At 64.4% G+C, this 13,134-nt stretch carries 14 protein-coding genes and 1 tRNA gene; 7 read left to right on the forward strand and 8 right to left on the reverse strand.

All coding sequences use genetic code 11. The features are described from left to right. The first annotated feature begins 93 nt into the window (after positions 1-93). The 7 genes from rpmJ to Q0105_RS20985 all read left to right on the forward strand — a co-directional run bounded on the left by rpmJ (position 94) and on the right by Q0105_RS20985 (position 3,477). The gene (gene rpmJ, locus Q0105_RS20955; RefSeq protein ID WP_005793651.1) at positions 94-207 is read left to right on the forward strand and encodes a 50S ribosomal protein L36; all 114 of its coding nucleotides are present in this window, start codon (positions 94-96) and stop codon (positions 205-207) included. Between the two features lie 23 nt (positions 208-230). Further along, positions 231-596, forward strand: a complete 366-nt coding sequence (rpsM, locus tag Q0105_RS20960; RefSeq protein WP_008906516.1) for a 30S ribosomal protein S13 — start codon at positions 231-233, stop codon at positions 594-596. 16 nt (positions 597-612) lie between these two features. Further along, a complete protein-coding gene (gene rpsK, locus Q0105_RS20965) occupies positions 613-1,017 on the forward strand; it encodes a 30S ribosomal protein S11 (RefSeq protein WP_005793662.1) in 405 nt (134 codons plus the stop codon). A gap of 90 nt (positions 1,018-1,107) precedes the next feature. Next, positions 1,108-1,731, forward strand: a complete 624-nt coding sequence (gene rpsD, locus Q0105_RS20970; protein WP_298214755.1) for a 30S ribosomal protein S4 — start codon at positions 1,108-1,110, stop codon at positions 1,729-1,731. Positions 1,732-1,849: 118 nt separating this feature from the next. Then, positions 1,850-2,842: a DNA-directed RNA polymerase subunit alpha gene (gene rpoA / locus Q0105_RS20975; RefSeq protein WP_100408937.1), complete on the forward strand. Its 993-nt coding sequence runs from the start codon at positions 1,850-1,852 to the stop codon at positions 2,840-2,842. Between the two features lie 143 nt (positions 2,843-2,985). Continuing rightward, positions 2,986-3,378 (forward strand): 50S ribosomal protein L17, encoded by a 393-nt coding sequence (rplQ, locus tag Q0105_RS20980; RefSeq protein ID WP_008906513.1) that lies wholly within the window; start codon positions 2,986-2,988, stop codon positions 3,376-3,378. Between the two features lie 22 nt (positions 3,379-3,400). Further along, positions 3,401-3,477: transfer RNA gene (locus Q0105_RS20985), tRNA-Met, on the forward strand. 293 nt (positions 3,478-3,770) lie between these two features. Here Q0105_RS20985 and Q0105_RS20990 read toward each other — a convergent pair. From Q0105_RS20990 to Q0105_RS21025, 8 genes are all read right to left on the reverse strand, one after another. Next, entirely contained in the window at positions 3,771-5,240 is a 1,470-nt protein-coding gene (locus Q0105_RS20990; protein ID WP_298214760.1) for a D-aminoacylase, read from the reverse strand. Further along, positions 5,240-6,190 (reverse strand): MurR/RpiR family transcriptional regulator, encoded by a 951-nt coding sequence (locus Q0105_RS20995; RefSeq protein ID WP_298214762.1) that lies wholly within the window; start codon positions 6,188-6,190, stop codon positions 5,240-5,242. Before Q0105_RS20995 ends, Q0105_RS20990 begins: the two co-directional genes overlap by 1 nt. A gap of 15 nt (positions 6,191-6,205) precedes the next feature. Next, complete coding sequence (locus tag Q0105_RS21000; RefSeq protein ID WP_298214764.1) at positions 6,206-7,495, reverse strand: amino acid deaminase; 1,290 nt, start codon at positions 7,493-7,495, stop codon at positions 6,206-6,208. Between the two features lie 42 nt (positions 7,496-7,537). Beyond that, positions 7,538-8,515 (reverse strand): oligopeptide/dipeptide ABC transporter ATP-binding protein, encoded by a 978-nt coding sequence (locus tag Q0105_RS21005; RefSeq protein ID WP_298214766.1) that lies wholly within the window; start codon positions 8,513-8,515, stop codon positions 7,538-7,540. Continuing rightward, on the reverse strand, positions 8,512-9,567 hold the full coding sequence (locus tag Q0105_RS21010; protein ID WP_298214768.1) for an ABC transporter ATP-binding protein: 1,056 nt from the start codon (positions 9,565-9,567) through the stop codon (positions 8,512-8,514). Before Q0105_RS21010 ends, Q0105_RS21005 begins: the two co-directional genes overlap by 4 nt. 61 nt (positions 9,568-9,628) lie before the next feature. Further along, a complete protein-coding gene (locus Q0105_RS21015; protein ID WP_298214770.1) occupies positions 9,629-10,498 on the reverse strand; it encodes an ABC transporter permease in 870 nt (289 codons plus the stop codon). 1 nt (position 10,499) lies between these two features. Next, positions 10,500-11,447 (reverse strand): ABC transporter permease, encoded by a 948-nt coding sequence (locus Q0105_RS21020; protein ID WP_298214772.1) that lies wholly within the window; start codon positions 11,445-11,447, stop codon positions 10,500-10,502. Between the two features lie 27 nt (positions 11,448-11,474). Further along, positions 11,475-13,073 (reverse strand): ABC transporter substrate-binding protein, encoded by a 1,599-nt coding sequence (locus Q0105_RS21025; protein WP_298214774.1) that lies wholly within the window; start codon positions 13,071-13,073, stop codon positions 11,475-11,477. Between the last annotated feature and the right edge of the window lie 61 nt (positions 13,074-13,134).

Here is a 13,134-nt window from a genome sequence, read left to right on the forward strand (position 1 = left end):
TCGATTGAGTTGGCGCCCCACGATTTTTCGCGGGCACAAATTGTGTTCCGTGCGAAGCAGCCGGGACGGATGGAAAAGTTTTAGGAGAATGCAATGAGAGTTTCGGCTTCGGTCAAAAAAATCTGCCGCAACTGCAAGATCATCCGCCGCAAGGGTGTGGTGCGCGTGATCTGCACGGATCTGCGTCACAAGCAGCGCCAAGGTTGATTGGAAAGTATTAGAGGACGCATATGGCACGTATCGCTGGCATTAACATTCCGCCGCACAAGCACGCGGAAATCGGTTTGACCGCCATTTTTGGCATTGGTCGCACCCGCGCTCGCAAGATTTGCGAAGCAACTGGTATCGCTTACTCCAAGAAGATCAAAGATCTGACGGATGGCGATCTGGAAAAAATTCGCGAGCAAATCGAGCAGTTCACCATTGAAGGTGACCTGCGCCGCGAAACCACGATGAACATCAAGCGTTTGATGGACATCGGCTGCTATCGGGGCTTCCGCCATCGCCGCGGTCTGCCAATGCGTGGTCAGCGCACCCGTACCAATGCACGCACTCGCAAGGGTCCGCGCAAGGGTGCAGCTGCACTGAAGAAATAAAGATTGAAAGATCATCATGGCCAAGTCTCCTGCCAATAACGCGGCACAGCGCGTTCGCAAGAAAGTCCGGAAGAACGTTTCGGACGGTATTGCACACGTGCACGCCTCGTTCAACAACACCATCATCACGATCACCGACCGCCAAGGCAACGCCTTGTCCTGGGCTTCGTCCGGTGGCCAAGGTTTCAAGGGCTCGCGCAAGTCCACTCCCTTCGCAGCCCAGGTGGCTTCGGAAGTGGCCGGTCGCGCTGCCATCGATCAAGGTATCAAGAACCTTGACGTCGAAATCAAGGGCCCTGGTCCTGGCCGTGAATCGTCGGTGCGCGCTCTGGGCGCACTGGGCATCCGCATCACGTCAATCTCCGACGTGACCCCGGTGCCACACAACGGCTGCCGCCCTCAAAAGCGTCGTCGTATCTAATCTCTCTAAGCCCACCGCCGCCTGTGAACGCGAAAGCGCCTCAGGCGGCTCCCGCAATGGTTTGCGGTAGATGACAAAAAGGAAGCTCAAGTGGCACGTTACCTCGGCCCCAAGGCCAAACTCTCCCGCCGTGAAGGCACGGACCTGTTCCTGAAGAGCGCACGTCGCTCGATCGCAGACAAGTCCAAGTTCGACTCCAAGCCTGGTCAGCACGGCCGCACCTCGGGTGCCCGTACCTCTGACTACGGTCTGCAACTGCGTGAAAAGCAGAAGGTCAAGCGCATGTACGGCGTGCTCGAAAAGCAATTCCGCCGCTACTTCGAAGCCGCCGAAGGCAAGAAGGGCAACACCGGCGCAAACCTGCTGTTCCTGCTCGAATCCCGTCTCGACAACGTGGTGTATCGCATGGGCTTCGGTTCGACCCGCGCTGAAGCGCGTCAACTGGTGTCGCACAAGGCGATCACGGTGAACGGTAAGTCCGTGAACATCGCTTCGTACCTCGTGAAGACGGGTGACGTGGTGGCCGTGCGTGAAAAGTCCAAGAAGCAAGCCCGTATCGTGGAAGCCCTGCAATTGGCAGCTCAAGTGGGCATGCCTGCATGGGTCGACGTGAACGCCGACAAGGCCGAAGGCATCTTCAAGAAGGTGCCAGACCGCGATGAGTTCGGTGCTGACATCAACGAATCCTTGATCGTTGAGTTGTACTCGCGCTAATCGCTCGGTATAGAAGAGTATTTCGAGAAAACCGTCCCTGAACCGCGAGGCATCGCGGTTTAGGCGCTTCACCAGCCTTACCGGTGTAACGAGCTGGGGGTATTGAGAGGAAGTCTGAATGCAAACCAATTTGCTGAAACCCAAGGCGATCAATGTCGAGCAGCTTGGCCACAACCGTGCCAAGGTCGCGCTGGAGCCGTTCGAGCGTGGCTATGGCCACACGCTGGGCAATGCCATCCGGCGCGTCCTGCTCTCGTCCATGGTGGGTTACGCAGCGACGGAAGTCACCATTGCAGGCGTTCTGCACGAGTACTCGTCCATTGACGGCGTTCAAGAAGATGTGGTCAACATTCTCCTGAACTTGAAGGGCGTAGTCTTTAAGCTGCACAACCGCGACGAAGTCACGTTGAGCCTGCGCAAGGATGGTGAAGGCGTGGTGACCGCGCGCGACATCCAGACGCCCCACGACGTGGAAATCGTCAACCCTGACCATGTGATTGCCAATCTGTCGCAAGGCGGCAAGTTGGACATGCAGATCAAGGTGGAAAAGGGCCGTGGCTATGTGCCAGGCAACCTGCGCCGCTATGCCGACGAATCGACCAAGTCGATCGGCCGCATCGTGCTGGACGCCTCGTTCTCCCCCGTGAAGCGCGTGAGCTACACCGTGGAAAGCGCCCGTGTGGAGCAGCGTACCGACCTGGACAAGCTGGTTGTCGAGATTGAGACCAATGGTGCCATCACGGCGGAAGACGCAGTGCGCGCATCCGCCAAGATCTTGGTGGAACAACTGGCTGTGTTCGCACAGCTGGAAGGTGGCGAGCTGGCTGCGTTTGACGCACCTGCAGGTCCACGTGGCAATGCAACGTTCGACCCGATTCTGCTGCGTCCTGTGGACGAGCTGGAGTTGACCGTGCGTTCCGCCAACTGCCTGAAGGCCGAGAACATCTACTACATCGGTGACCTGATCCAGCGCACCGAGAACGAGCTGCTCAAGACGCCTAACCTGGGCCGCAAGTCGCTCAACGAAATCAAGGAAGTGCTTGCCTCGCGTGGTCTCACGCTGGGTATGAAGCTCGAAAACTGGCCACCAGCCGGTTTGGACAAGCGCTAAGCTATAATCATGAGCTCTCTGAAAAGGGATCTCATTTTTTGACTCTCCTCAGGGGAGTCTTGTTCCGTCAGAGGAACAGTGCCTCGGGCAGTACCTGACACGGCTGCCTGATTTAATTACATAGACAGTAGAAAGAAAGCACCATGCGTCACGGACACGGCCTTCGCAAACTCAATCGCACCAGCTCGCACCGCCTCGCGATGCTGCAAAACATGATGAACTCGCTCATCGAGCACGAAGTCATCAAGACCACGGTTCCCAAGGCCAAGGAACTGCGCCGCGTGATCGAGCCCATGATCACTCTGGCCAAGGAAGACTCCGTGGCCAACCGCCGCCTGGCTTTCAACCGCCTGCGCGACCGTGACAGCGTGACCAAGTTGTTCAACGACCTGGGGCCTCGTTTCAAGGTGCGTCCTGGTGGTTACACCCGCATCCTGAAGATGGGCTTCCGCGTGGGCGACAACGCGCCCATGGCATTGGTCGAATTGGTCGATCGTGCTGCAGAAACCGAAAATAATTCGGCAGCAGCTGAATAATAGGGTATAATTTATTTCTTACCGCGCGATGGAGCAGTCTGGTAGCTCGTTGGGCTCATAACCCAAAGGTCGGAGGTTCAAATCCTTCTCGCGCAACCAATATGTAGCGGTATACGCTTGCAGCAAACGCCCACTCAATAGTGGGCGTTTTTGTTTGTGCAGACTATGGACTTGCTCTGGCTACTGCTTGAGGTTTCCGTACCACGCTGCCAGCCATCATCACGAGGACGGTGGCGCCATGATTCATGCCTTGTGGGCCGATGAGTCTCCGCCAGCCCATGCCATTCAGCATGGAGGCATGCGGTGTGTGGGTCATGGCTTTCGGGGTCAAGCCGTGACCATCCAGAGATATCCCCCTGGCAGGTCTTCGATAGGCGTCGCGGACGCTTTGTTTAGACCTGGGTCTGCCTGCGGATGAAGCGTCCGGCGCGCGCTCCGGTCGCGCGGTCGGCGGCGGTGTAGCTCAGCACACCATTGACCCAGACTTGTTCGATGCCTTCGCTGAACTGCACGGGTTTTTCGTAGCTCGCGGTGTCGCGCACGCGTGTCGGGTCGAACACCACCACATCCGCCATGTAGCCAACTTCCAGCCGCCCGCGCTCGCCGATGCGAAAACGCTGGGCGGACAGACCGGTCATTTTGTGAATGGCTTCCTCCAGCCGCAGCAGACCCTTCTCGCGCCAGTAGCACGCCAGAACGCGCGGGAAGGCGCCCCAAAGGCGCGGGTGCGGGCGCTCGTCATGGGGTAGTCCGTCTGAGCCGATCATGGCCAGCGGATGCGCAATGACGCGCTCCACATCGTCTTCGCGCATCTGGAAGTAGCAGGCGCCGCCGGGCTGCAGCCGGTCACACGCAGCCTGCTCGGTCACGTTCCATTCCCTAGCAATGTCTTTGAGATAACGGCCCACCATCTCGGGGTGGGGCTGGCTGCCAGTGATCAGGATGTCGATCACACCGTCCACCAGGTCGGTGCGCAGCACCGTCGAGCCTGCGGTGTAGGGGTACACGTCGAGGCCGATGGGCTGGCCCTGGGCCAGTGATTCGATCAACGGTAGTGTCTCGCGCGTCCGACCCCAGTTAGAGGCGCCAGCGCATTTGTGGTGTGAGAGTACCAACGGCAGGCCGGCCTGCCGGGCTGTGAGCGCCGCCTCCTGAAGCGCGGGCAAGATACCGGCGAGCTCGTCACGGATGTGGGTGGCGTACACGCCGCCATTGCGGGCCGCCACGCTGGCCAGTTCGGTCAGCTCGATAAGGTCCGCCGCGTAGGCCTCCTTGTAGAACACGCCAGACGACAGGCCCAGTGCGCCCGCATCCATGGCCTCCTGCATATCAGCCGCCATGGCTGCGCGCTCGTCGGCCGTGGCCGCGCGGCCCAGCTCGGGCAGTTGGCGCATGCGCAAAGCCGTGTGGCCCAGCAGCGCTGCTACATTCACACCGGGCTGCGCTGCGTCCACGGCCTGGGCGTAGTCGGCCATGCTGGCGTGGCGGAACTGGCGTTTGCCCAGCAGGGACAGCGGCGCGGCTGGAGCGTCAGTCACCATGGGCGCCAGCGAGATACCACAGTTGCCCACGATCACCGTGGTCACGCCTTGCGAGAGCTTGGGCAACATGTCGGGCGCATCGATAGCGGCGGCGTCGTCATGTGTGTGGACGTCGATGAAACCGGGTGCGATCACGCGGCCCGTGCAGTCGATGCTTTCCATTGCCATTCCGGCGAGCAGCGCGGGGTCGATGGTGCCGGGAGCGGCCAGCGCCACGATGCGGTCGCCCGCCAGAAGCAGGTCGCCTGTCCATCCGGGGCGGTCCGTGCCATCGATGATCGTTCCGTTCTTCAGCAGCGTTGCGGGCTGTTGTTGTTTCATCAATGCTCTTTCTGGCCCGGTTTGGGCAAACCGGGCCCGTGGTCCAAGGCGCCTGAATATTCGGCACTGTCGAACCCGTGCTGATGCAGGAGTTGCTTGAATTGCAGCAGTCCGCGCGTGGCCACCGGTCCGAGTTGTTGGGCCAGGCGCACCATCAGAATCTCGATCACCACCAAGTGGGCCAGGTAGGCTTCGGTGCCGACGCGCATCACAGCGTCTTGCGGCACCGAAACCGCCAGCACCAGATCGGCCATATCGGCCAGCGGCGTGCCCGGCTGGGTCAGGGCCACCACAGTGGCGCCTTGCGACCGCGCGAACCGGGCCGCTTCCAACGTGTAAGGCATGCGCCCCACATGCGAGATCACGAAGGCCACGCCCTCGGGGCCAAGGGTGCTGGCCGAGACCAGTTGCTGGTGCGCGTCGAAGATTGCATTGGCAGTGAGGCCCAGGCGGAACAGTCTGCTCTGGAGTTCACTGGCAGTGAAAGTCGATGCCGAGCCGACCGAATAGCAATCGATACGTTGCGCCTTGGCGAGCTTGGCGGCCACCTGGTCGATCACGTCCACGTCGATGCGACGGCCCAGCTCGGTCAGTGAGGAAACGGCCGCATGGATGATCTTGCTGGAGACATCCTGGGCCGTGTCGTCGGCCAGCACGCTGCGGTGCAGATGGGAGCCCGAGACGGCCAGGTCCTGCGCCAGCGCGAGCATGAACTCGCGCACCGAGTCGTAGCCGAAGCTGCGACAGGTGCGCACGATAGTGGGCATGGAGACACCGGCTTGCTGGGCCAGTTGTTCCACCGTGGCTGCCACGGCGGCGCGCGGGTCATCAAGCACCGCGCGCACTACGCTGCGCTGAGCCTCGGGCAGCGTGCCTTGCCGTTCGCGCAGTTGCTGCAGCAAGCTGGGTGCGGTGCTCGGGGGCAGGGAGGGCGGCAGGCTGTTGGTCATGTGTCGTCTCCTGTGTCAGAACCGGGTACTGATGGCGCCCGTGACGGCACCATCGTCTTCCACCAGTGGCATCCAGCGCCATTTGTCGAAGGTGGTGCAGGGGTGGGAAATACCGAGCGCCACGCGGTCCCCAACGCGCGGTGCATTGCCTTCGCCTGCCGCAGCGTCGAAGCGCAGGTAGGCGTGCTGGTCGTTCAGTGCGCTCACGCTCCAGCCGACAGGGGCAGCCGCCGCCACGCGCTCGCCTCGCCGCGCCAGCTGTACGGGGATAGGCATCTCCAGGTCGTAGGAAATATCGCGGCGTCCGCAGGTGAGCAGGGCCAGGCCTGGTTCCGGCACAGACTGCACCATGGCCCAGACCGTGAGGGCCGGGCGCAGCGAGGCGTCGAGCCCTTCGCGTTGTTCCACGTTCTTGAGAAAGCGAGCGTAGTTGCCGTGGTCGTGCGTCACGTAGCAGCCCGAACGCAGCACACCCTCCACGGGGCGCGACAGGCCCTGGGCCTGCAGCAGCGGCACTACCAGGTCGAACACGGCCGAGCCGCCCGCCGTGAGCAGGATGCGGTCCCGAGCGAACAGATGCTCCCCATCGCAAGCACGTGCGACGTCCTTCACGCGGCGCACCAGTGCGGTGACCTCGCGGGCGTCGTGCTCGTTGTCGCAGCGGGCCACGCCGCCTTCATAGCATTCGATGCCATCGAACTGCACGGCCTTCGAGGCTGCCAGGGCTCGCGCCAGGGCCAGCGCCTCGTCCAGCGTGCGGCAGCCGGTGCGCTGGCCGGGTATGCCCATCTCCAGCAGCACGTTGAACACACGGGCGCAGCCCCGGCGTTGTTTCCAGTCCTCGACCAGCGCAAGCTGCGCCAGCGAATCGACGAGGAACCACACCGTGAGATCCGCATGGCGCGCCAATAGTGCATCGAGCGCGTCCAGGTCGGCATCGCAGACCACCTGGTTGGCGATGATGACGCGGCGCGCACCGGCCTCCACCCCCACAGCAATCTGGAAAGCCGTGGCGAAGGTCAGGCCCCAGGCGCCGCTGGCCAGCTGCTGCGCGAAGAGCTGGGGCGACATGGTGGTCTTGCCGTGTGGCGCCAGGGCGATGCCCTTGCGCTCTGCAAAATCCTGCATCCAGGCCAGGTTGTGCACCAGCGCCGTGCGGCTGAGTACTGCGAGGGGGAACGCCAAGTCGTCGGCCAGTACATTCCAGCCGCGCGCGCGGATCTCGCTCGCGCGGCAGGGCGCAGCCGCGATGGGGAAACTCTTGCTGGTGGCGTCCAGGGTGAAGTCAGCGGTGGTGTCTGTCATGTCGTCTCGTCGTGTTGGTGGGGCGCAGCGGGGCAGAGCCGGTCAGATGTCGTCGCGCCAGCAGGCCTTCCAGTGCTCGGTGCCCACGGGGCGCAAGGCCATGTCGGTGCTGGCACATTCGACGATTGCGTGGGGGCAGCGCGTGCGGAACACGCAGCCGGACGGCGGATTGGCGGGGCTGGGCAGGTCGCCCTGCAGCAGGGGGATGGTACGCCGCTGCGCCGGGTCGGGGATCGGCGCGGCCGCCAGCAGGGCGCGGGTGTAGGGGTGGGCCGGCTGTGCATACAACGCGCTGGTGGGCGCGATCTCCATCACGCGGCCCAGGTACAGCACCACCACGCGGTCGCACAGGTACTCCACCACGTCCAGGTCGTGCGAGATGAACAGCAAGGTCAGGCCCAGCTGCTCCTTGAGGTCGCCCAGCAGGTTCACCACCTGCGCCTGTATCGATACGTCCAGCGCCGACAGCGGCTCGTCCGCCACGATGAAGTTCGGCTGAACAGCCAGCGCGCGTGCAATGCCGATGCGCTGGCGCTGCCCGCCCGAGAACTCGTGGGGGAAACGGTCTGCATGCTCGGGTCGCAGGCCCACCTGCGTGAGCAGCTCGTGGATGCGCGGCAGGCGTTCCGCGCCACGTGCCTGCTTGTGTGTGTCGAGCGCCTCGCCCAGCACCTCGCGGATGCGCATGCGCGGGTTCAGGCTGGCATACGGGTCCTGGAAGATGATCTGAATCTTCGAGCGCAGAGGGCGGAACTGGCCCTGGCCCATGCTCGCCAGATCCTGGGTCTCTGCGCCGTCGCCGTGATACAGCATCTGACCTGCCGTCGGGTCCACCAGGCGGGTCAGCAGCCGACCGATGGTGCTCTTGCCCGAGCCCGACTCTCCCACCAGGCCCAGCGTCTCGCCGCGCCGAATGGCAAAGCTCACGTCATCCACCGCGCGCACCGGGTGCGCGCCGCTGCCGAAATACTTGCGCAGGCCGCGCACCTCGATAAGGGCCTCGTTGGCAACGGCGCTCATGCGGCCACCTCTTTGTATGTCTCCTGGTCCACGCGGATGCAGCGCACCCGGCGGTTTGCGCCTGCGATGTCTTGTGCGGACAAGGCTGGCATGAGTGCGTCGCAGGCCGCGATGCGGCGCTCGCAGCGTGGCGCGAAGGCGCAGCCCGGCGGCGGTGCGAGCGGGCTCGACACCTGACCCGGTATGGCCACCAGGCGCGGGCGCTGCCCGACCACCGCGACTGCATGGCGTCTGGCCACGCCGGGCAGGCAGGCCAGCAGGCCACGTGTGTAGGGGTGCTCAGGCTGCGCAAACAGATCGTTCACAGGGGCCGACTCGACGATGCGGCCTGCGTACATCACCGCCACCGCGTCGGCGTATTGCGCCACCACACCCAGGTTGTGGGTCACGAACAGCATGCTCATGCCCGTCTCCTTCTGCAGTCGGCCCATGAGCGCCAGGATTTGCGCCTGGATGGTCACGTCCAGCGCCGTGGTCGGCTCGTCGGCGATCAGCAGCGTGGGGTTGCAGGCCATGGCCAGCGCGATCATCACGCGCTGGCGCATGCCGCCCGATAGCTGGTGGGGGTACTCGTGCACACGCTGTTTCGCGGCCGGAATCTCCACCAGCTCCAGCATGCGCTGGGCATGGGCCAGGGCGGCCTTGCGGTCGAGCTTGAGGTGCAGGCGCACCGATTCGGCAATCTGCTCGCCCACGGTCAGCACTGGGTTCAGGCTGGTCATGGGCTCTTGGAAAATCATCGCGATCTCGTTGCCGCGCAGCGCCCGGCGCTCGGCTTCGGGCAGGGTCAGCAGGTCCACGCGCCGGCCGTCGCGCCGGGTGAACCAGGCCTGGCCGCTGACCTGGGCCTGCGAGGTCTTGGCGTGCAGGCCCATCAGCGTGAGGCTGGTGACGGACTTGCCCGAGCCCGATTCACCGACCAGCGCCAGCGTCTGGCCCGGGTGGATGGCAAAGGACACATCGGCCACGCTCTGGATGCGGCCGGCGTCGGTGGCGAACGAGGTGGACAGGCCCTGCACTTCGAGGCGCGGAGCGGCCGTGGGGGTGTTCATGGGGTAGGTACCTTCGTAATGCGCTCACCAGGGGCGGGCGCTTGCGTGGGATGGAGAAAGCTCATGTGGCCTTCTTGAGCTTGGGGTCGAGCAGGTCGCGCACGCCGTCGCCCAGCATCTGCAGCGACAGGGCGGTGAACACGATGGCCAGGCCTGGGTAGAGAATCGTCCAGAACGCGCGGTCGGCTGATTCCAGGCTGCCCGCGATCATGGTGCCCCAGGTGGGGATGTCCGGCGGCACGCCCACGCCCAGGAAGGACAGGCCTGCCTCAGCCAGGATGGCGTAGGCGAAGATAAAGGTCACCTGCACCAGGATGGGCGAGACCAGGTTGGGCAGGATGTGCCTGAGCAGAATGAGCGGCGTGCGCACGCCCAGCGCCCGCGCTGCATCCACGAACAGCAGCTCTCGCAGCACCAGGGTGCTGGCCCGCACCACCCGCGCCACGCGCGGCGTGTAGACGATGACCAGCGCCAGCATCACGTTCCACAGCGATGCGCCCAGGATGGACACCAGGGCAATGCCCAGCAGGATGTCGGGGAAGGACATCATCGCGTCCACCACGCGCATCAGCGGCGCATCGAGGCGCCGGAAGAAGCCCGCGAACATGCCCAGCAGCGTGCCGAACAGCACGGCCCCCGCTGCGGTGAGCCCGCCGATCAGTAACGAATAGCGCGCGCCGTGCACGATGCGCAGCATCACGTCGCGCCCCAGCTCGTCGGTGCCCGCCCAGTGCGCGGCCGAGGGCGCGTTCAGCCGCTCGCTGATGGAGATGGCATTGGGGTCAGCATCCGACACCCAGGGGAACACGGTGGCCACCGCGACCACCAGCGCCAGCAAAATGGCCGAGGCCAGCACTACCTTGCGCGAGAACAGACGGCGCGCCAGCGGCAGCCAGTAGTCCGTGAAATTGTGAATCAGGCGTTGCACCATGTCATTGGCCCTCCAGTCGGATGCGCGGGTCGACCAGCGTGTACAGGAAGTCGATGGCCAGGTTGATGAACACATAGATCGCCGCGATCACCAGCAGCGTGCCCTGGATCACCGGGTAGTCGCGGCGCAGCACGGCACGCACCACCAGGTTGCCCACGCCGGGCAGGTTGAATACCGTCTCGGTCACCACCGTGCCGCCGATCATCAGTGCCAGCGTGAGGCCCAGCACCGTGACGATGGGCACCAGCGCGTTGCGCAGCACGTGCTTGACCATCACCGTGCGCTCGGCCAGGCCTTTGGCGCGCGCGGTGCGCACATAGTCCTCACCCAGGATGTCGAGCATCGAGGCGCGCGTGAAGCGGATGATCAGCGCTGAGTTGAGCAGCCCCAGCACCAGCGCGGGCAGCAGCAGGTGCGACAGGCGCTCGGCCAGCGGCGATGCCGGGTCGCCATAGCCCGAGGCCGGGAACCAGCCGAGCTTGACCGCGAACAGCTGGATCAGGATCAGCCCGAGCCAGAAGCTGGGCACGCTGGCGCCCAGCATGGCCACGCCGCTCAGGGCCTGGTCGCCGGGGCTGCCGCGCCAGATGGCGGCCGCCATGCCGCACGGGATGCCGATCAGCGCCGCGATGCCCACCGCGAACAGCGCCAGGAACAGCGTGGGCTCGGCGCGTTCGAGCAGTGCCTGCGCCACTGGGCGCTGCAGGAAGATCGACTGGCCCAGGTTGCCCTGCATCAGCTCACCCACCCACAGCGCGAACTGCGTCGGCAAGGGCTTGTCCAGGCCGTACTGCACGCGGGCTGCAGCGATGTCAGCGGCGGTGGCCTGGTCGCCCAGCAGCAACGCCACCGGGTCGCCCGAGGCCAGGCGCGTGAGCGCGAACACCAGCACCGCGACGAGGGCCAGCACCACCAGGGCGCCGCCCAGGCGGGTCATCAGAAAACGCATGGCAACGAACCTTCTTACTGCGGTGGACTACTTGGCAAGACCGGTGTTCCAGAAGAACGGCCAGATCGCCGGGGTGTAGCCTTCCAGCTTGGCCGAACGGGCCGAGAGGCTGTTGAACTTGCCCACCTCGATAAAGGGCACTTCGTTGTACACCACCTGCTGCACGGCGCCCCACAGTGGGCCGCGTTTGGCGACATTGGTCTCCTGGTTGAAGGCAGCGAGCGTGGCCTTCTTGGCCGGGGAATCCCACCAGCCCGGTGCGCCGTCGCCCAACTGCGGCGGCGAGAGCATGGGCTCGGGGAACAGTCCCGAGTGGGTGAAATACACGTCCCACAGCTTGGGGTCGTTGCGACGCTGCACCAGGGTCGCCCAGTCCACCACCTGCAGCTCGGTCTTGAAGCCGGCTTTTTTGAGCTGCTCGGCCATCACCAGCGCCATGTTGTAGTGGAACTCGTATTGGCGGCTTGCCATGATGCGCACCGGCTGACCGTTGTAGCCAGCCTTGGCGGCCTGGTCTTTGGCGGCCTGGGGGTTGCGCTCGTTGTACAGCTTGCTGCCCGCGTCCGAGTAGTAGGGGGTGCCCTTGGGGAAGAAGTTGGGCTCCACCACGAAGAAGCGGTTGTCGCCGAAGCCCGCCGCCAGCAGCTCGCCCGAGCCCACGGCGGTCTGCACCGCGCGGCGCAGCGGCTGCGCGGCGAGCACGCCTTCCTTGGTGTTGAAGACGATGTAAGGAAAACCGAAATTCTTCGTCACGATGGGCACCACGGCCGGGGCGCCCTTGTCGATGCGGCTGGCCGCTTCTACGGGCAGCAGGTCGGCATACTGAAACTGCCCCGACAGCGCGCCCTCCACGCGGGTGTTGGCATTGGGAACGGGTACGAAACGCAGTTCGTCGAGCAGGGCTTCGCGGCGGCCGGCGTAGCCGCTCGGCGCCTCCTTGCGGGCGCTGTAGGTGTCGTGGCGCACCAGCACCGTGAACTGGTCGGGGCGGCGCTCCTTGAACTTGTAGGGGCCGGTGCCGATGAACTCCTTGAGCTGCGGCGCGATACTCTCCTTGGCCATGATGGCGGCCATGCCGCTGGGCAGGGCCAACTGGGCCAGCAGCGGCGCATAGGGCGCCTTGAGGGTGAGCTCCACCGACAGCGGGCCCTTGGCGGTGAGCGAGGCCACTTCCTTGCCCACGGCCTTGCCGCGCGGCGACAGCTCCATCCAGCGCTGCAGCGAGGCCACCACGTCCTCGGCATTCAGGTCGCGGCCGTTGTGCAGCTTGACCTCTTTGCGCAGGGCGATGGTGTAGGTCAGGCCGTCCTTGGACACCGTAGGCAGGCCCTCGGCCAGCATGGGCGCCACGGCCCAGTTGGCGTCGAAGGTGTACAGCGGCTCATAGACGTGCTGCATGATGGTGCCGACCAGGTCGGCCGTGCTCACCATGGGGTCCAGCCCCTGGGGCTCGCCGACCATGGCCAGGTTGGCGGCGCCACCCTTGGCGGGGGCCGCCAGGGCGGGCTGACCCGACCCCAGGGCCACGAGCACGGCAGCGCTCGCTGCCAGGCCGAGAACATTGCGCCGGGCGACCTGAAGAGGTGTGGCTGGCGTCAATCGGTCACAGATAGATGAGGATTGCATCGTGGCTCCATAAGTAATAACATTACACGATTCATCGTAAATCTACGTTTTTTGAAAGTCA

The sequence above is a fragment of the Acidovorax sp. genome (assembly GCF_027492855.1).
Lineage (GTDB): Bacteria > Pseudomonadota > Gammaproteobacteria > Burkholderiales > Burkholderiaceae_C > Acidovorax.

Bases quoted from the DNA above. Each gene is read 5' to 3' on its own strand.
- Q0105_RS21005 (WP_298214766.1), bottom strand. From the start codon at position 8,515: ATGAGCGCCGTTGCCAACGAGGCCCTTATCGAGGTGCGCGGCCTGCGC.
- Q0105_RS20995 (WP_298214762.1), bottom strand. From the start codon at position 6,190: ATGACCAACAGCCTGCCGCCCTCCCTGCCCCCGAGCACCGCACCCAGC.
- Q0105_RS21025 (WP_298214774.1), bottom strand. From the start codon at position 13,073: ATGCAATCCTCATCTATCTGTGACCGATTGACGCCAGCCACACCTCTT.
- Q0105_RS21000 (WP_298214764.1), bottom strand. From the start codon at position 7,495: ATGACAGACACCACCGCTGACTTCACCCTGGACGCCACCAGCAAGAGT.
- rpsK (WP_005793662.1), top strand. From the start codon at position 613: ATGGCCAAGTCTCCTGCCAATAACGCGGCACAGCGCGTTCGCAAGAAA.
- Q0105_RS21020 (WP_298214772.1), bottom strand. From the start codon at position 11,447: ATGCGTTTTCTGATGACCCGCCTGGGCGGCGCCCTGGTGGTGCTGGCC.
- Q0105_RS20990 (WP_298214760.1), bottom strand. From the start codon at position 5,240: ATGAAACAACAACAGCCCGCAACGCTGCTGAAGAACGGAACGATCATC.
- rpoA (WP_100408937.1), top strand. From the start codon at position 1,850: ATGCAAACCAATTTGCTGAAACCCAAGGCGATCAATGTCGAGCAGCTT.
- Q0105_RS21010 (WP_298214768.1), bottom strand. From the start codon at position 9,567: ATGAACACCCCCACGGCCGCTCCGCGCCTCGAAGTGCAGGGCCTGTCC.
- rpsM (WP_008906516.1), top strand. From the start codon at position 231: ATGGCACGTATCGCTGGCATTAACATTCCGCCGCACAAGCACGCGGAA.
- rplQ (WP_008906513.1), top strand. From the start codon at position 2,986: ATGCGTCACGGACACGGCCTTCGCAAACTCAATCGCACCAGCTCGCAC.
- Q0105_RS21015 (WP_298214770.1), bottom strand. From the start codon at position 10,498: ATGGTGCAACGCCTGATTCACAATTTCACGGACTACTGGCTGCCGCTG.
- rpmJ (WP_005793651.1), top strand. From the start codon at position 94: ATGAGAGTTTCGGCTTCGGTCAAAAAAATCTGCCGCAACTGCAAGATC.